This is a genomic window from Pseudoalteromonas sp. CnMc7-15, assembly GCF_022347925.1.
GTDB classification, from domain to species: Bacteria; Pseudomonadota; Gammaproteobacteria; order Enterobacterales; family Alteromonadaceae; genus Pseudoalteromonas; species Pseudoalteromonas ruthenica.
This window is the reverse complement of sequence record NZ_JAKRFT010000002.1, coordinates 385,862-404,029: the sequence shown is the minus strand read 5'-3', so window position 1 is coordinate 404,029 and position 18,168 is coordinate 385,862. Positions and strand designations below refer to the sequence as shown.

Sequence of the window (18,168 nt, the reverse complement as noted above, 5' to 3'; positions counted from 1 at the left end):
TAAAAAAACCCAAGCAAGGCTTGGGTTTTTGGGGTCATATCTACCGTCACCGATATGAGCAATGTAGCAAGTAAAGTTTTCATCGCATTGAGTGCGTATGAACAAGACCAAGAGAAAGCAAAAGACTCCGTTTCGTCTTGTTGATAATGATTATTACTAGCATAGCTTAATGTGTCAAGTGCAAATAGGAATTATTATCAAATTAGTTTTTCTCCTTTTCTTAGCCTTTCAAAGCGAGGCACTTCCATGCTACAAAAGATAAAAATAAAGACACAGGAGTGAGGATATGAGTGATCAATACGCAGCACTACGCAGTAATGTGGGTTTATTAGGGCAGATGCTAGGACAAACCATTGCCCAGGCATTGGGTGATTCGGCTTTGGCCAAAGTTGAATCAATTCGTCAGTTGGCAAAAACTTCTCGCGGTGGCGATGAGCAGGCGCGTGAGGCGCTGATCAGCGAGTTACAATCCCTAAGCGACGATGAGTTACTGCTTGTTGTGCGCGCGTTCAACCAATTCCTCAACCTCGCTAACGTTGCTGAGCAGTACCATACTGTGTCGCGCTCGGGTAACCAGGGTTTTTGCGAACTTGACCCATTAAAGCAGACTTTGCTGCGCCTCAAGCAAAGCCATGTGCAAGAGCACACCATCAAAGAGGCAATCGCACGACTAGATATCAACTTGGTATTAACTGCGCACCCAACGGAAGTGACACGACGCACACTGATTAACAAACATGTGCAATTAAGTGATTGCTTAAACCTGTTAGAGCTGGGCGACTTGCTGCCGCAGGAACAACAAAAACTCCACGCGCGCATGCGCCAACTAATAGCTCAGGCGTGGCATACCGATGAAATTCGTCAACAACGGCCAACGCCTTTGGATGAGGCGAAGTGGGGTTACGCGGTCATTGAAAATAGCCTGTGGCAAGCGGTGCCAGAATATGTGCGTGAGCTCGATGACACACTGACTCAAGAGTTGGGTGTTGGTTTAGCAAGTGATGCTAAGCCGGTGCGTTTTACCTCATGGATGGGCGGCGACCGCGATGGCAACCCTTTTGTAACGTCGAGTGTGACACAGAGCGTACTCGACCATGGCCGGTGGATGGCATTGGACTTGTATATTAAAGACATCAACCTGCTGATCAGTGAATTATCGATGTTCGCCTGCGATGATGCTTTAGCTAAACAGGCTGAAGGAGCCCATGAACCCTATCGTGCCGTATTAAAGCAACTACGTGAAAAGCTGACACTCACTCACGAGTATCTCGAGGCCAAAATAACCGGGCAGTCGTCACGCGGCGAAAACATCATCACGGATATCACCCAGATAACGGATGTGTTAAAGGCCTGTGAGCGCTCGTTAAATGCCAATAATATGGCCATCATCGCCCAGGGGCAGCTGCGCGATACGCTGATCCGCTGTCGGTGTTTTGATTTGCAGCTCTCGCAATTGGATATCCGCCAAGACAGCGATAGACACGCACAGGTGCTTGGTGAGCTGACCGAGTACCTAGGCCTAGGTGATTACTGCCAGTGGGATGAGCAAGGCAAACAAGAGTTTCTCAAAGCAGAGTTGGCCAGCAAGCGGCCGTTATTACCTCGCAATTGGCAACCAAGCGAACAAAGCCTAGAGGTTCTCGACACCTTTAAAGTGATCGCCCAAAATCGCGCCGAAAACTTTGGCATTTACATTATTTCCATGGCTCGTCAGGCATCAGATGTGCTGGCGGTTAAGTTATTACTTCAAGAAGCAGGCTGTCAGTTTAACATGCCGGTTGCACCTTTGTTTGAAACTCTGGATGACCTCAACCGTGCGCCTGAAGTGATGCAGGCTTTATATAGCGATGATGTGTATCGCCAACATCTAGGCACTCATCAGTATGTGATGATTGGCTATTCAGATTCAGCCAAAGATGCAGGGATGATGGCCGCAGGCTGGGCACAATATAGCGCTATGGAGTCCTTGGTGCAGCTTAGTGAGGAGCAGGGCGTTGAACTCGTGCTGTTTCACGGGCGCGGCGGTACTGTTGGTAGGGGAGGAGCCCCAGCTGCGCAAGCGTTGCGCTCGCAACCGCCAGGGAGTTTGAAAAATGGCCTGCGCGTGACTGAGCAAGGTGAGATGATCCGCTTCAAGTTCGGACTGGCGAGTGTCGCAAAGCAAAGTCTGCATTTATATGCCAGCGCAGTACTCGAGGGGAACCTGCTGCCACCTCCAGAGCCTGAGCCTAAGTGGCGTGACGTTATGGCCAAAATTAGCGACGCATCGTGCCAGCATTATCGTGCGACTGTGCGCGAGAACCCTGAATTTGTACCTTACTTTCGCAGTGCCACACCAGAGCAAGAGTTGGGTAAGTTGCCATTGGGATCGCGGCCTTCTAAGCGCAACCCTAATGGTGGGGTGGAAAGCTTAAGGGCCATTCCATGGATCTTTGCTTGGTCGCAAAACCGTCTGATGCTGCCTGCTTGGTTGGGGGCTTATCAAGGTTTAGGAGCGGCAATTAGTGAATACGGTGAACATACATTGCAACTGATGAGTCAGCAGTGGCCGTTCTTTCGCACCCGATTAGAAATGTTGGAAATGGTATTCTGTAAGGCGGATAGTTGGCTTAGTGCGCATTATGATCAGCACTTAGTGGCGCCGCAGTTACAGCACTTTGGCGAACGTTTACGTCAAGAGTTAGCGCAATCAGTGGCACTGATCAAAGAATTAAGCCCAGAGCACACTTTATTAGGGCATCAGCCTTGGGTGCGTGAGTCTATTGCATTGCGCAACCCCTACACAGATCCGCTTAATGTCCTGCAGGTAGAGCTATTGAAACGAGCCCGCACTAATAGCTCGCAGGCATTAGATAAAGCCTTAATGGTCACCATGGCTGGGATCGCAGCGGGTATGCGCAATACCGGTTAATTAGGTGTGAGGCGGTGTATCAGCCGCCTCGCATCTGAACCTCGCCATTGTGGTAAGTGGCCATCATTCACACCCAATAAAATGCGATGAGCGATCATCAAAGAGGCTACTTGCCTTGTGTAAATAACGCGGTTGCTCATCAGAGCGGAAATAGGCCAAGAGTGTAAAATAAGGCTCGTTATATACACCAGTTTTTGGCTCGAATAAGTAGAAACTAAAGTTAACCCTATCAAAGTGTTGAAGTTCGATATTTATATATCGTGCCATTTTAGGCTCGGATATCTCAATGCTCGTTTTTAACAAACCAATACTGCTTAGACATTACCAATCCACTCTGGTAACTTTATGAAATTACTTATAAATATAAAGTGTGCGACTAACTTTTTGTTGTTTGCATTTTGGCTTAACCCGAAATGCACGCTAATAAGCTGTTAGATTTCAAAGATGATGTTCTCCAACGATTCACCGTTTCTAAATATTCCACAAGCCCTAGATGCAAGGCAGGCGCTGTATATCGATGGTTTGAGGCACGCCGCGCAAATAGCAGATTTGGCGTACCGACGATTGTGTTCAGGGCTCACCGAGCATGTGCTTTCATACAGCAGAAATGAAACGCCTAGGGAATTTACATACCTGTATTTGGACGCTTGGGCATTTATCGACGCGACGGATAGGTTCAGAAGCCTTTGGAAAATGCAGCCTGGCACAAAATCGATGCCTGCTCAGTATTCACCGGCTAGAGTGCAGGAAAAGCTTGAGGGAATTCGGCAACTGAGGAATGTTTCCGCCCATATCGCACAAAAAATAGATCAGATAGTGTCTTTAAAGTCCTCAGTTCTCGGATCGCTTAGCTGGGTGACTTCAGTTAGTCACACACCACTTGTAGTTAAAACTTGCTTTATCCGACCTGGGGTGATGCCAGCGACAGTATCAGATCAGCTGGCAATGCCAGCCGGCCGTGTTGACTTCGTCAACGACTCGGGATGGATAACTATGAATGCTGGTAAACATAGAGTCGTGCTCTCTGAGGCATATACTGTACTAATCGAGCTTGTGAATTATGCGGAGCAAGCACTCGCTGCTGCATTTTCTGCTCCTACGTTCGAAAAAAAGCGTCCTGCAGATATGCTCGGAATGGCCGAGCTTGATACGGGCAAGCACGACTGTTGAAATCTAACAATGTGGTCAACTGGACGCCAACTACGCTGCGCTCCGTTGGCGCCCATTACCACTGGCGTTAGGGTTACAGGAAATTTATGATTCAACTTGAAGTAAATGACAAATGGGAATTACTGGCGATTCACAAATTAATCTGTGCGGTTAAACGAAGCGATGATCCTGACCTGCCAGAGGCCTTGTTTAGTCCCTTTATTGCAAATGTCGCCGAACAGGTTGCAGCCAAACTCATTGATGCGGAAAAAAATGAAGGTGATTTAGTGGCTGCAGAAAACTGGGAAAAGTGTCTCGTTGTAAACCCTGAGTCCCCCTTAGTAGAAATGTTTAGAGAGCAAGTAGAGAGTGCAGATTGGTGGAGCCAACTAGACCTTGAAGGAAAGCAAAAACACATTTGGGCTTACTTTAGCCCTGGTAAGCCCACAAAAGAAGTAGTTGATGCACTAATTGCGATGTAACCCTAACAAACTGTTTAAAGTGGACAAAATCATGTTGGCTCGGTTCCGCTTCGCTTCACATTTTAGCCAACATAATTTTGCCCATTAACAGGGCGTTATATGCCTAAGGAATGTCATGCCCGCTAGAATGGAAGAAGCACTTAAAAAATTAATCAAATGTAAGTTTGATGCTTCGTTTATGTCCAATACAAAATGGCGAAAGGTATTTACTGTTCTTAGTGTTGTACCCTTGAAACAAGCGTTCTGGAAGTATGTCGATTTAGATTTTGAATTGCGCAGCTGCTTCGTCGACGAAAGTGATTTAATGGATAGGTTTATCGGTGATTGTGGGTTAGCAGGCGCTCCACTTGCTTACCGAAGAATTGAATGGGTCGAAATTCCAAGGGTTGGTGTAGATCCCTGTTATGAAAATATACCTCATATGAATTTTGAACAGGACGTAGATCGAGTTGTTTCAATACTTAAGTCAACTGGAGAGTTTGAACTTGAGCAAACTGAGCGTGGCATAAGAATATATGGCCACAAAAAAATCGGCATATAACAAACCAATTAAGTGCGGGACTGCTAAAGCTTGGCTCAGTTCCACTTCGCTACACAGTTTAGCCAAGCATTATCAGCCCCTTATTGGGGCGTTAGGTAGACATGGATAGTTCAGGCATATTCTTACATATTGGAAAAAGTATTCTAGCTCTCGCTTTAGCTATTTTCGTTATTTTTTGGTTTCCTAGTCCTGCTTTTGATGCCTGTTTCCCTGATAATAATTCTTACGTGTGTAGCCAATGGCCGGAGATATTCGCTGGATGTATGTTTGTCTTAGTTTCATACTTCGCAGGCCCTAAAAGTAAATATCACTATATCCCTGTTTTCACGCTTTTTGCATACATAGGTAGTGCGGAGCACATCAGGTTTGGTGGGCAACTTTTAGATGTCCTATATCAGATACCTTCCCAGTCATTTTACTACGGCGGCATCATAGCTTTAGTAGTAATAACTGGGGTAAAGTTTATAAAACGTAACTGGGTGCAAAGTGTACCTAACAAGCTAATAAATAAGGACTAAAAACAGTTTGCTGTTTTCGTTCCTCAAATTTTAGCAAACTATTTTTAGCCCATTATTAGGGCGTTATACAATTATAGAGGAAAGTATGAGTGCAACTTTTTATTTGTTAAAGCATGGAGATGCGCGGGTTCTTGAAGCCTATCGTATTGCTAATGCAATTTGGGATGAAATCTTCGTTAATTATCAAGGTGACCTTCGTTATCTTGCTGACGCTTTAAGCTCTAAACAACTTCAATTTGAATGGAGTTTAAAGGAGCTAGGTCTTAATCGCTGGAATGCTCAAGAAATAATGGTCTTTTCTGGTTTATCATATTACCTTGACAGTGACGACGATGCATATCGTAGTCTTGCCGTTAGCGTTGCTGAAGCGTTCGAAATGAGTTATTGCAGCATTGAGGTCAAGTCTCTAGCCAAAAGAGTAGCAGCAATGTTTTATCTTGAGAGGGGTTTCTATGGATAACTATCCTCAAGAGTACAGTATGGCTTCTTATATTCAATGGCATGACCGGAATGTAGAGCCAGGAAAGTCATTAAATGATGAACTAGATTTGTTGCTTTCAGAGTTAAAAGATAACAATAAAGACAGGTTGGGTAAGTTAGCTGACTTACTTTCTCGTATTCACTCATTTCATCTGTTAGCTAGTAAAATGAAGCGAGAAGATGTCTCTGACTGTGAAACACAAATCCAACTTCAAGATCGGTTGCTACAAAACTACGACTCCCTATTCAAAACAAAAGAATCAATCATTGATAAACTGTGGCGAAAGAACAAAGGAGTGAAACTTGAAGACTGCATTACGAGTCAGAATATAAAGCAAAGTCTGGGCGATTTGGTTCGAACATCTATTGTAACTTCTACATTTTCTTATGCAGAGAACTTAGCGTCATCGATTGGTCTTTGGAAAGACCTTGTCGCTGAACTACGCATAGATGAGAGTGATTACGCTGATATAGCGTCGATTGAAACACAGCAAGAAGCAAAGATGGATAATGGATACTTCGCCTACCATCTTGACGTCAAATACACCGATGGGCTGCGTGTAGAAGTGCAAATATACTCTAAGTTAAGTGAAGTTTGGCGTCATTTATCTCATAAACTTTACGAAAAAATTAGACTTGGAGAAGACGTCAACTGGGGGCATGGAGCTGCCGCATCAAGAATTGTGTCCTTAGGACATCTACTTCACTTAGCTGAGTGTGAAGTCCAGTATCTAAAAAATACGATCGAAAAATAATTGTATAACAAAGCATTTAAGAGTGATTCCCAACGCTTGGCATTTTTCATTCCATCGTTGGGTTTCGTGTTTACGGTGGTATGGCTAAGTGTTGTGGTAGCGTTGCTCACACCTTAATGCAGCGTTATATACCTAGGGGTAGTCTGAGTGAAATGGATGCATTGAGCAAGCTTCAAGAAAAAAATAAAATCCACTCTAAGCTTCAGCGTAATACTAGCTGGAACATTGTTTGGATGCTTTGTCTATTGAGCCCTTTGCTATTCAGCAATGGCTACGAATTTTATTTTTCATTTATACGAAATACCGAATTTGAGTCTATTCACCCAGCTATAGTTTTAGTCGGCTCGCTAGGTTTTGGTTTACCGTTAGCAGCTATGGGCGGCCTTATGCTTTTTAGGCGTATCATAAAATTGCTTTTGCTAATTGCTGCAGAGTCATGGTTCATTTGGTTTTGGGTTGTTTCTGAATTATCGTGGTTAGCGTTTTTGCCACTAATTCCTGCTTTTGTCATTTTGCAAACTCAGTTACCCAAAATAAGGGCTGGTAAGTAAACGGTATAAAACAAGCTGTTTATGGAATTGGCGTCTTAATGCTTAGCTGACGCTCATTCTTCGCAATTATAGCCAAGCTTAATGTACTCCATAGTGAAGCATCACCTACCTAGGAAAGCATGAAACGTCTATTCATCATTTTATTAAGCCTGGATCTAATTGGTTGTATGGATGATAGGTCTCTGTGAGGAAAAGTTGAGGCGTCTGCAGACAGTAAAACGAATTTCGGTGTTAGCGATAATAACGGGGTCAAAGCGAATCACAGCGTAGAGTGGTGATTATTCAGTTTAGTTGAATAAAAGCTCTAATTTACGTATTATGGCCTGCTCAGAATAAAGGCACGGTGCTCGAAAGAGTTTCCACGCAAAGCTCCAGGTCTAAGGTCAATACATTGGCTATGATGGCTGAGCCGCTTCCACTTTTGCCCTCCTAGTGCAAACGAACTTGTGCCTTTGTTGTATCTGTATTTATTAGAGAGAACGACATGGCCAACTCTGTTGTTGCGAGTTTAAGTTATTGCGCTGAAGAAAATATTGTCTGCGCAACCATGCGCGGTAAAGCGCAATCAATTGATGTGTTAAATAACGCCAACGCCATTATTGAATTCGCCAATAGTTACAATGCGAAAGCGGTGTTAATTGATGTACGCGAATTTGAACATGCTTATGCTAAGGATGAGTTCATTGATGTGTGCAATAAGCTAGCGCCATTGCTCGGCCAGTTGATTATCGCTCGGGTGGTTAGTTATCAGGGTTTTATGCATGAACTGGTGACGCAAAAAGTACGAGAGCTTGGGGTCAGGGTGAGAAACTTTGATTGCCAGGAGCAGGCACGTAATTGGTTGCGCCCACTTTCGTGCTAGGTTAGTATCCCAAGCCCAAAAAATAACAACAGGCCTGAACATGCAGGTTACAGGGTTACTCGCAGAACTAAAACGCCAAGGCGGTATCGCCTCTGAGCAGCAATTCAAAGAACTTCAGCAGGAGCTGGGGTCTTCTTTTAAAGACACCATCGATTGGCTGCTAGCGCAAACCCAAACATGGGCGGTGGCACCCATTTCGTCATTTCATGTCGCCGCTCTTGTTAAAGCAAAAAATAGCCAAGGTGGCGTGTTTTATGCGGTCGGTGTAAATGTTGAGCTAGCAGGTTTGGGGTTAGAGGTATCCACCCATGCAGAGCAGTGCGCATTACATAATGCCTGGCTACACGGCGCGACAGAGATTGAGCACATCTATATCAGCGCCGCACCTTGCGGGCATTGCCGCCAATTTATCAATGAGTTCAAAGGTGCGAAGAACATCGCTATAACCATAGGTGATAAGTCAACGACCTTGAACGAATTGTTGCCTCAAGCCTTTGGTCCAGTTGATTTGGGGGTAGAGCAGCCCTTGCTGGGCAATGCTGCTAGCCATCATGATGAGAGCCGCTCATTACACCACCATTTTGCGCAAAGCTATGCCCCTTACAGTGGTGGTAAAGCGGCGGTAGCCATTGAATATGCCGGCGCGAGTTATTTTGGCCGTTATATGGAGAATGCCGCGTTTAATCCTAGTTTTTCACCCATGCAAGCAGCGCTGAGCCAAATCGTGTTGGCCAATCAAGAAATCGATTTTAGTGCTATTACAGCGGTGACTTTATTGGAGCAGCAAGCGGGCAAATCACACCTTGGAGCAAGCAAAACAGTGTTAGCTCAACTTGCTCCGCACGCGCAATTTAATTATGAATTGCTAAGCAGCAGCTGTGCTCCGGCAATAACCTGATCTATCGCATTTTGTTCAACAGCCGAGATATCTACGTCGGGTATCTCGTTTTCACAGCGATTGACTAATACTCCGGCGATGCACGCTGAGCGCAGCCCTAGTGCGCTACACATGGTCAGTAAGGTGGCAGACTCCATTTCATAATTCATCACGTTAAGCGCTTGCCACTGCTTCATGGACCCTTGAAGGTGGGTGGGAACATAACCACTGTGGGTGTCATAACGCTCTTGCCCAGGGTAAAAGGTATCACTGGATGCGGTAATGCCAACGTGATGAGTGATATTGCTATCCTGACATGCTTTCACCAAGGCGGCGGTGGCTTCAAAGTTGGCCACTGCGGGGTAGTTGGCTGGCGCAAAGTGGTGCGACGCCCCATCTAAACGCACAGAGGCTTGGGTGATCAATAAATCTCCCACGGCAATGTGCGGCTGAATGGCTCCTGTGGTCCCCACTCGTAAAAAGGTATCTACGCCTAGCTGCGCGAGTTCCTCAACGGCGATGGATGTAGAAGGTCCACCAATACCGGTTGAGCACACCACCACAGATTGACCCGCTAACTGACCTAAATAAACGTGAAATTCGCGATGCTTGGCAAGACAGCGCGATTGCTCAAGCTGCTCTGCAATAACGCCTGCACGCTCAGGAGCGCCGGGGATAATAGCCAAGGTTGCCCCTGCAATGTCTTCTTTAGTGATGCCAAGGTGAAACATTTTTTTCATGTAAGCCTCTGATTTATCTTACGCATAATAGTGCCTTTAAAGGTGCCATGCTGCGGTGTTGCGGTCCATGCCAATAAGGACAAATGTCCGATACAAGTGATCCTCTCGCTTGCGAACTGAGTAGATCTCAACTAGATGTTAATTGAATGTATCATAGGAGATAAATTATGGGGCTTTCTTCTAGTGCTTCGAGCCGCAGTGAATTTGCTCGTTGCTTTGAGTGTAACAAAGTGAGCGTCATTGCTCCTTTACATTGGTTAGCGTTAGCGTTTAAAGATATGGCTCGGGCACCGCTGTTGAGCCTTGTCTATGGTTTAGTGTTTACCGCTATTCCCGCTGCGCTGTTGTTTTTTGTTTATTCTAGCCAGTCGCATTTGGTCATTTTGCCTGCTGCTGTCGCCTTTGCCCTCGTTGGACCAGCCTTTGCGGCCGGCCTCTACGATGTGGCGTGGGAGCTGGAAAAAGGGCACACCCCAACATTTCGCCATAGCCTCAAATCTATGTTTCGTAATCCCGCAGGGGAGTGGGGCTTTGCCGTACTCTTAATGGTCGTCATGATAGTGTGGATGCGCTTGGCCGCTTTGGTGCATGCGCTTTACCCCAATACCGTTAACCCTACACTAGAAGAGCTGAGCGCGTTTCTAACCTTAGGTTCTATTATTGGCGGCGTGCTGCTGGTAAGTGTATTCGCCATCTCTGCTTTTACTCCGCAAATTATGATGGAACGTCGCGTTGATATTATGACTGCGGTGGTGAGCTCAATGAATGCAGTGCGAAACAATGTGGGCGCAATGGTGGTGTGGTGCGCCTGTATTGTCTCTTTGGTTTTGCTTGGCTTTATCACCGGTACTGCGGGCTTTATAGTCATTATGCCACTGCTCAGTTACGCCAGTTGGCACGGCTATATCGCTATTATTAAAACCAAGCGTCCGCGTAGCTACGAGTAACTTTCTGGCTGGCTTATGCAGCTTTTATGCATAGCCAGTCACGCCTTTGTTTGCGGTCCCTCCAAGTCAGTTTGACTTCTTCACTCAGCTTGTATATTAATCGTTTACCTTGGGTGCTAAGGTGTATATGGATGCTAAATAAGCCTTTAAAAAACATAATGTTATGTTTTGAAGGTGGCTTGGTGTCGAGGTACAAATTACACAGAATAAGATAACAACGTACAGCAACACGATTTTTCTGTAAGCACCATACAATTGCATAACTATTGAGGAGAGAGCATGACTGCTAAGTGGCAAGATTTTCAAGAAAAAGTTGAGCACTGCTTGTGCCCGCCAGGTAACGGTGTATTTACTGTTAACACCGCCAAAGAGCGTAAAGCGGCCCTGCATCACAAGCTCTACGGTCAAACTGAAAACATTGAACCACTGTGGAAATCATCCCTTCAAGATTTACCCACTAGCGAGCACAAAGCAGTTATGCTGGGGATCAGCTCTGACTGTGGTGGCGGTATTTTACGTGGTGCGAACTGGGGCCCGTTATTCCTTCGTAGTACATTAATTGAACAGCAACCACAAGCGAAAGCGTTCGATATCGGTGATGTTCGTGTGATCCCACACTTATTGCATGATAAGTACCTCAACGAAGGCACTATCAGCAACTGTCAAAAAGCCTTGTACGCAAACGAGCAGAGCGACTACCATGTTAGCCCGCTATCCATCACCGAAGATGTATGCACTGATTTTTATGCAAACTTCCCTGAAAAAGGCATTTTCGGTATCGGTGGGGACCACTCAATCAGTTACCCACTGACAAAAGCGTATCTTAAAGCCAAGCGCGAGCAGGGCAAGAAAGTGGCTATCATCCATTTTGATGCGCACACCGATTTGCTCGTGGAGCGTTTGGGTATTGACTTATGCTTTGGCTCTTGGTGTACGCATATTCTAGAATTTTTGCCGAGCCCTGCGCATTTAATCCAGTTTGGTATTCGCTCAAGCGGTAAGCCGAAAGAGCATTGGGAGTCTACCTTTGGTGTGAAGCAACACTGGGCCCACGAAATCAATGAGCGTGGTTGTGAAGCCGTTATTGCCGAAGTACTTCAGCAACTGCGCAATGATGGTGTTGACGAGCTGTATGTAAGCTTTGATATTGACGCTTTGGACGCTGAGTTTGCCTCGGCCACCGGCACACCCGAAGACGACGGCTTAAACCCACAACAAGCACTCACTATTCTTGGCGCACTGGCTGATGAGTTTCCAATAACGGGTGCCGACATGATGGAAATCGCTCCTTTCACCGACAGTTCATTGGAAGGCAAAAGCAGCTCAGAGACGACCTTGCGCGAAGGGGCTAAAATCTCAGCGTTCTTGCTTCAAGCAATGAACAAGTAAGGCTTCACTTCTACTAGTAACCAAAAAAAGCGCCTTTCGGCGCTTTTTTCATTGTTGATAAGCGCTTCTTTGGCTATTCAAAACGGCCTTTGCGTATCAGCTCACCATCGGCCATCATGCATTGACCGCGCACGAACACCCACCGTGGCAACAGTGAAGTGCTATCAAGTAACACTAAATCAGCACACGCCCCCGCTGCCAGCGTACCTTTTTGTATACCCAGTGCGTTTGCAGGGTTGCTGGTTATCGCTCTTAACGCATCGGCAAACGCCACCTTATGCTCTTTGACTGCTTCAATAAATGCCAGTAATAACGAGCGCTCATGCCCGACCTCAAGACCCACCAAATGGTTGTTCTCATCAAACACTGGCAAGCTAGCGTGGCCATCAGAACTCATCGTTAAACGGGTTTTTTCAACACCCTTGGCTAAGCATTGTGCCAAAGCGCGCGCCGCACTGACTTCGCCATGGGCTAGATCATAGTCGGTGGTGCTGGTGGTGAAATCTATCCAGCCACCGGCATTGGCAAAGGCGATACCGGCGTCAAGCAGTTGCTGGTTGCGATTCATATGGGTGGGGTAGAAGCGGTTTAATGGCACATCATAGTGGGCAGCCACCTCATGCAGGAGCGCTAAATGACTGTCACTGGGGCCGACATGAATACTAATCGTGCCGCGCTTATTACTTAGCATACCTGCAACCCGAGCATGTGCTGCCAGCTCACTAAGCTGCTTCGCATCCAGTTGAGAGCCGCGATGATCGCTAATAGCGACTTCACCGACACCGATGACTTCATCAATGAACATAATGTCTTTTTCAATACTGCCAGTGAGCGAGGGCGCTGGCAGATGATACGCACCGGTGTAGCAAAAGGCATTGAGCCCTTCTTCTTTGAGTCCTTTAGCCTTAGCCAGCAAGTTACTGTGTGTGCGGCCGATTGAATCAGTACCAAGGGCGCCAACAACTGTGGTGATCCCGGCGGTTATCGCATCACTGAGCATCATTTCCGGCGTGCGACTGGCAAAACCGTCTTCACCGCCACCGCCACAAATATGCACTAATGAATCAACAAAGCCGGGCACGGCAATCAGCGTGCTGCCATCTATTACCGTTTGCTGCAGGGAGCTGGTGAACGTGAGATCAGGGTGTATACCGAGAATATGCTCACCGCCCAGGGCGATAGTTTGTTGCCCCATAGGGTCGGGGTCGTAAGTAGTAACGTTGTTAATAAGTGTGATCATAATGACTTAACTGTATTGCATAAATTGAGCGCCGATAACAAAGGCGCTGGCGAGGGCAAATAGCGCAAGCTGCAGGCGCCAAATAAATAAAAACCATTGGCCCCACTCTAACTTCACCACGCCCAAACAACCAATCAGGCTTGCTGAGGTGGGGATAATGATATTGGTCAGGCCGTCACCGAGCTGGAAGGCGAGTACCACGGTTTGCCGACCAACGTTAAGCAAGTCGCCCAAAGGCGCCATAATCGGCATGGTGATCGCAGCTTGCCCCGAACCTGAGGAGACAAAAAAGTTAAATAAGCTTTGAAACACCAACATACTCCATGCTGCCAGCGCTTCGGGCATGCCGTGTAATAGGGTGGCGCTGTAATACAAAAGTGTGTTTAACACCGAAGGCTCACTGAGCTCATTGCCACCGAGTAAGAGCACGATGCCTTTGGCTAAGGCGACCAATAACGCGGCCGGTAGCAGCTCTTGTGCTCCTTGCGTAAACATCTCTGCACTGCGCGAAAACGAGGTGCGATACATGAACTTGGCAACAATGGCGCTTAACACCGCCAAAGTAAAAAATTGGCCAGCAAGTTGCGGAATGTAATACTGGTGCAAGGTCACTCCCCAAATCACCCAGGCAATGACACCGGCAAACAGCAATAATAGTGTTTTATCAGCTCGACAAAGAGGCGCATAACTTGCGCTCGGCGCAGGTTCAGCGGGTAATGCGCGACTGTGTTTTGCATAGCGATAGGTGTAGGTCATGCCCAGCAGTGTAAAACACCCCCAAGCGAACATCCGCAAGGGGGCACCGGAGAACACGCCGAGTTCAGCAATGGACTGAGCAATGGCGATACTAAATGGGTTCATCCATGAGCTCGCAAACCCGATTTGTGTTGCCACATAGGTCACTAACACTGTGGTTTGAGCGTTGTAGCCCAGCTGCTTCATAATTGGCAGCAGCACGACGCAAAAGGCGATTGCCTCTTCACCCATGCCAAATATGGCACCGCCAAGAGAAAACAATGTAAACAGCACAGGAATAAATAACCATTGTAGCTTTTGAGTGCGGCCGATCAGTGCTAAAACAGCGCGGTTTATAGCGCCGGTGTGCATCAGAACCGAAAACGCTCCGCCGGTAATAAGAATAAATGCCATGACGCCAATGGTAGCGCCAAATTTATCGCCAGCAACGAGCCCTTCGAATAGTACATTCACAAAGCCGACTTCGCCGTTACTGGCAAATAACGGCAATTGCAGCTGCGTTTGTTGTTGTTGGAATTGCGCCAAGCTGACCGTAGTTTGCTGAGCGTCCATAGCAAACCAGCCAGGTTGCACAAACCAGGTACTGGCATAGGCAAGTAAGGCCACCGACATCAAAATAACGCTGGCACTGGGCAAAGAAAAACGCGTGTGATTAGTCATGAGTCTTCACTTATAAAAGGACAAAGGGGCGCACGGCCCCTTATTGATTTTTGGGCGCTGACCATTAAAAGCGGTAGGTCATGCCCACACGATAGGTAGCGCCAAGGGCGTTATGATTTATTGCATCAAAACCTCGGGCGGAGCCATATGCTGTGGGCGGCTCTTCATCTGTGAGGTTGTCGATATTAACGCGCAGGGTGAGTGTGTTGCTCAGCTCATAGCCAGCAGAGAGATCCCATACTAACCATGAGTCGACCTCTCGTTCACCTTGCGCATCGAGCGCGCCAAGCGCCTCCAACTCGTCAATTTCACGACCCCTCAGGCCATCGATATCGTCGCTGTAGCTGTCAGTATAGTTGGCCCCTATAACGATATAATAATTGTCGCTATCCCAAGCTAAGCTGACGCGGCCCACATTCTCGGGGTAACGATAACTACCCACTAAAGATTCAATGGCATCGGAGCCTGGGCGGTTACGTTCGTATTCGAGATAATGAGTGGCGTCAAAACGCAGCGTTAAATCACCTTGGGCGAGTGCAAAGCGATGGTCAAATTTGATATCCACGCCTTGTAAATCTTGGCTGCCGGTATTTTCTAAGGGGATCACATGATCGCGAGATAAAGGCAGGTATAACTCACTGTCACGGGGGTCAAAAGCGGCAATATAATTGTCAAGAATCTCTGAGAGATCAGCGCCTTGTTGCTCAATGTTGAGCCCTTGTTCGTCAGTAACCTCACACAGCTGTTGATCGTAGGCAATGCCTTGCTGCCCTTGTGGTACCAGGCTGCAATGACGTAGGGCTGCATCGCTTAGTGCTCTGTCGAGTACCGCCGTCATATTGGTATCGATGACTTTTTCGTGATTGAACTGCCAGTAATCAATGGTGAGGTTGGTTTGGGCACTTGGGCTCCATGCAAAACCTAAGCTTAATGCCTGCGACTCTTCCGCTTTTAATGCCGGGTTGCCAAGTTCAAGTGAATTGACTGTTACTTCGGTGCCATCGCCCATACAATATAAATCGGCTACCGCTTGGTTAGCGCCACAATCAAAGGTTGAGGTGGTCGTGCGCAGCTTTACGCCGGCCTGAGTCAATGACGGAGCGCGGAAGGAGGTCGACCACGAACCTCGCAGCACCATAGTGTCGGTGGGGCGGTAGGTGAAACCAAACTTGGGGTTAAAGGTACTGCCGAAATCATCGAAATGATCGTAACGCCCGGCGGCTTGCAGCTCAAGCTCGGTGCTTAGTGGAATATTGAACTCTGCATAGGCTCCCCACTGAGTGCGGTCGGCCTCGGCCAGGCTAGAGCCAAAACCGAATACATCCACTAAATAGTCATTTTGCGCCTGAGCTTGTGAGTCTAAAGAGGGGATGTCTTCAAGCTCTTCGCGGCGAACTTCAACACCAAAAGCTGCATTCACTGCGCCCGCATCAAGCAGCAGTAATTCACCGTTAATATTGGCATCCCAAGCATAAACCGAGCTTTTTCCTGAGCGAGAGGGTTGCTGTTGTGTTAACGCCAAAGTCGCATCATTGGTGCTATCGCCGAGCAAAAACGGGTTATAAAATTGGCGTAATGTAGCGTCATCTGCGCAGTTTAAGGTAGTGCCATCGTAGCTTGCAATTTGTCCGTCACTGCACAGCTCACCGGTTAAAGCAGCGTGAAACTTGAAGCGGTTATAGACGCCAGCAATGGCAACTTGCTCTGACTTTGAACGCGATAAGGTGATACCACTTTGCCAAAACCACTCACCGAGGCTGCCTTCAAGTTCACTCACCAAGCGCATGTTATCCGACTCTACTTCGACGGTACGCGGGTCGCTAAAACGGGCATCAAAGGCAAAACCATAAACTTGGCGATTATTTACGGTGTCAAAGGGATCGATATAGAGCTGCTCTAAAAGCGGGTTTGAGCCATCTGCATGGTCAAAAATAAACAGGCTTTGCTCAAGGGCATAAGGGCCTTCGCTGTCATCAATTTGATTGATAGGCGCTGGCGAAGAGTAGGCTGTTGATTGCGTATGGCTGTAGAAAAAATCTGTTTTCCAATTAAGATCGCCAACGGCTTGCGTAAAGGTAAATCCGGTGGCGAGGCTCTCAAATGGGCTATCAAGATAGTCGTCCTCATTGCCGTAGTAAGCACATATTTGCTCGCCATGTTCGGTCTCTACCAACTCGGTTTTACACCCAGGGGCAGGGAGTTCTAAGCCATCTCGCTGTGAGTAATAATAAATGTTCGGCGTGTTCTCGAGCTTGGGTAAATAAGAATAGCCACTGACTAGGAGGGGGTCTTTGGTGTAGTCGCGATCTGTCGCTTTAAAGGCATTACGGTGATAATAATCGGCGAATACACTGAGGTTGCCTTTGCCAAGTTGCGTGCCCCAAAGCAAATTAATTTGCGTTTTACTTTCATCACTTTGTGCCAAGCTGTCGCCGTATGAGGCATTGACTTCAAACCCTTCAAAATCATCTTTAAGGATGTAGTTGATAACGCCGGCAACAGCGTCTGCGCCGTAAATGGCCGAGGCACCGGTGGCAAGAATTTCAATACGTTCAATGGCCGCGAGCGGAATTGCGTTAACGTCAACAAAGTTTTCCGTGCCCGCTGCAAATGAGCTCGGCGCAATGCGTCGGCCATTAACCAGTGTCAATGTTGAGGACGGGCCCATCCCGCGCAGGCTCGCTGCTGATTGCCCAGCAGGCGTGGAGTTAGAGGTACCGCCACTTTGAGATGTGGAAAACGTGCCAGTCCCCCCACGCAGCTGGGAAATGTCTTTCAGTAGGTCGTGGATGCTATCGGCACCGGAGCGAGCGATATCATCTTGGTCTAACACAGTCAGCGGTTGTGCGCCTTCCAAATCCACGCCTTTTAAGCGGGAGCCGGTGACGTCGATGCGCTCAATATTTTGCTCAGCAGGGGCTAGGGGCTTTTCAGCCGCCGATAGCGAAGGGCATACAGCCGCAGTCACGGCCGCAGCTAAAGATAACTTGCGAAACATATTTCACCTGTCGATGTTGCTGTGCGCGTCATGCACACGCTCAGTGAGTGCGCGTTTTCATGCACAGAATTTTATTATTGGTAGATAGAGTTAGGGTGAGATGGCTAAGACGTACTTAACCACCGCGTTGTAAAGACAACGGGTGGGCTACTCGTCAAACCACTCCGACAGGTAATGGGGCGAGTAGAAATATGCAGCAAGCACTGGGGCTTTTTTCAACATTTTCTCGCATTCCTCATAGGTTTTTGACAACGCAAACTAAACGGGTTAGCTTGTACTCGATTTTTGAGTCCTTTTCGTTATAACACCCAA

15 protein-coding genes and 1 riboswitch are annotated in these 18,168 nt (G+C 47.3%); of the genes, 11 read left to right on the top strand and 4 right to left on the bottom strand.

What is annotated here, in order from left to right:
• Nucleotides 1-286: 286 nt before the first annotated feature.
• The 9 genes from ppc (at nt 287) to cdd (ending at nt 9,147) form a co-directional block, all read left to right on the top strand.
• The gene (ppc, locus tag MHM95_RS05590) at nt 287-2,911 is read left to right on the top strand and encodes a phosphoenolpyruvate carboxylase (RefSeq protein ID WP_239384619.1); all 2,625 of its coding nucleotides are present in this window, start codon (nt 287-289) and stop codon (nt 2,909-2,911) included.
• A gap of 915 nt (nt 2,912-3,826) precedes the next feature.
• Nucleotides 3,827-4,081: a hypothetical protein gene (locus MHM95_RS05585; protein ID WP_239384618.1), complete on the top strand. Its 255-nt coding sequence runs from the start codon at nt 3,827-3,829 to the stop codon at nt 4,079-4,081.
• Between the two features lie 86 nt (nt 4,082-4,167).
• Nucleotides 4,168-4,542 carry a hypothetical protein gene (locus tag MHM95_RS05580; RefSeq protein ID WP_239384617.1) on the top strand — a complete coding sequence of 125 codons (375 nt, stop codon included), beginning with the start codon at nt 4,168-4,170 and terminating at the stop codon, nt 4,540-4,542.
• 115 nt (nt 4,543-4,657) lie between these two features.
• Nucleotides 4,658-5,083 carry a hypothetical protein gene (locus MHM95_RS05575; protein WP_239384616.1) on the top strand — a complete coding sequence of 142 codons (426 nt, stop codon included), beginning with the start codon at nt 4,658-4,660 and terminating at the stop codon, nt 5,081-5,083.
• Between the two features lie 603 nt (nt 5,084-5,686).
• The gene (locus MHM95_RS05570) at nt 5,687-6,061 is read left to right on the top strand and encodes a hypothetical protein (RefSeq protein WP_239384615.1); all 375 of its coding nucleotides are present in this window, start codon (nt 5,687-5,689) and stop codon (nt 6,059-6,061) included.
• Complete coding sequence (locus MHM95_RS05565; protein WP_239384614.1) at nt 6,054-6,836, top strand: hypothetical protein; 783 nt, start codon at nt 6,054-6,056, stop codon at nt 6,834-6,836. The genes MHM95_RS05570 and MHM95_RS05565 overlap by 8 nt, the downstream gene beginning before the upstream one ends.
• A gap of 152 nt (nt 6,837-6,988) precedes the next feature.
• Nucleotides 6,989-7,387, top strand: coding sequence for a hypothetical protein (locus MHM95_RS05560; protein WP_045979881.1), 399 nt, complete (start codon nt 6,989-6,991; stop codon nt 7,385-7,387).
• A 327-nt stretch (nt 7,388-7,714) separates the two neighbouring features.
• Nucleotides 7,715-7,804, top strand: a riboswitch (cyclic di-GMP riboswitch).
• A gap of 67 nt (nt 7,805-7,871) precedes the next feature.
• Complete coding sequence (locus MHM95_RS05555) at nt 7,872-8,249, top strand: hypothetical protein (protein ID WP_239384613.1); 378 nt, start codon at nt 7,872-7,874, stop codon at nt 8,247-8,249.
• Nucleotides 8,250-8,289: 40 nt separating this feature from the next.
• Complete coding sequence (gene cdd, locus MHM95_RS05550; protein ID WP_239384612.1) at nt 8,290-9,147, top strand: cytidine deaminase; 858 nt, start codon at nt 8,290-8,292, stop codon at nt 9,145-9,147.
• Here cdd and udp read toward each other — a convergent pair.
• The gene (gene udp, locus MHM95_RS05545) at nt 9,105-9,866 is read right to left on the bottom strand and encodes a uridine phosphorylase (RefSeq protein WP_239384611.1); all 762 of its coding nucleotides are present in this window, start codon (nt 9,864-9,866) and stop codon (nt 9,105-9,107) included. The genes cdd and udp overlap by 43 nt on opposite strands.
• 167 nt (nt 9,867-10,033) lie before the next feature.
• On the opposite strand from udp, the gene MHM95_RS05540 reads away from it, so the two are divergent.
• Nucleotides 10,034-10,813 carry a DUF2189 domain-containing protein gene (locus MHM95_RS05540; RefSeq protein WP_239384610.1) on the top strand — a complete coding sequence of 260 codons (780 nt, stop codon included), beginning with the start codon at nt 10,034-10,036 and terminating at the stop codon, nt 10,811-10,813.
• Nucleotides 10,814-11,092: 279 nt separating this feature from the next.
• The gene (locus MHM95_RS05535) at nt 11,093-12,202 is read left to right on the top strand and encodes an arginase family protein (RefSeq protein WP_045979883.1); all 1,110 of its coding nucleotides are present in this window, start codon (nt 11,093-11,095) and stop codon (nt 12,200-12,202) included.
• 73 nt (nt 12,203-12,275) lie between these two features.
• On the opposite strand, the gene iadA is transcribed toward MHM95_RS05535, so the two are convergent.
• The 3 genes from iadA to MHM95_RS05520 form a co-directional block, all read right to left on the bottom strand.
• A complete protein-coding gene (gene iadA / locus MHM95_RS05530; RefSeq protein WP_239384609.1) occupies nt 12,276-13,442 on the bottom strand; it encodes a beta-aspartyl-peptidase in 1,167 nt (388 codons plus the stop codon).
• Between the two features lie 6 nt (nt 13,443-13,448).
• Nucleotides 13,449-14,858: a putative basic amino acid antiporter YfcC gene (gene yfcC, locus MHM95_RS05525; RefSeq protein WP_239384608.1), complete on the bottom strand. Its 1,410-nt coding sequence runs from the start codon at nt 14,856-14,858 to the stop codon at nt 13,449-13,451.
• A gap of 64 nt (nt 14,859-14,922) precedes the next feature.
• On the bottom strand, nt 14,923-17,856 hold the full coding sequence (locus tag MHM95_RS05520) for a TonB-dependent receptor (protein ID WP_239384607.1): 2,934 nt from the start codon (nt 17,854-17,856) through the stop codon (nt 14,923-14,925).
• Nucleotides 17,857-18,168 lie beyond the last annotated feature (312 nt).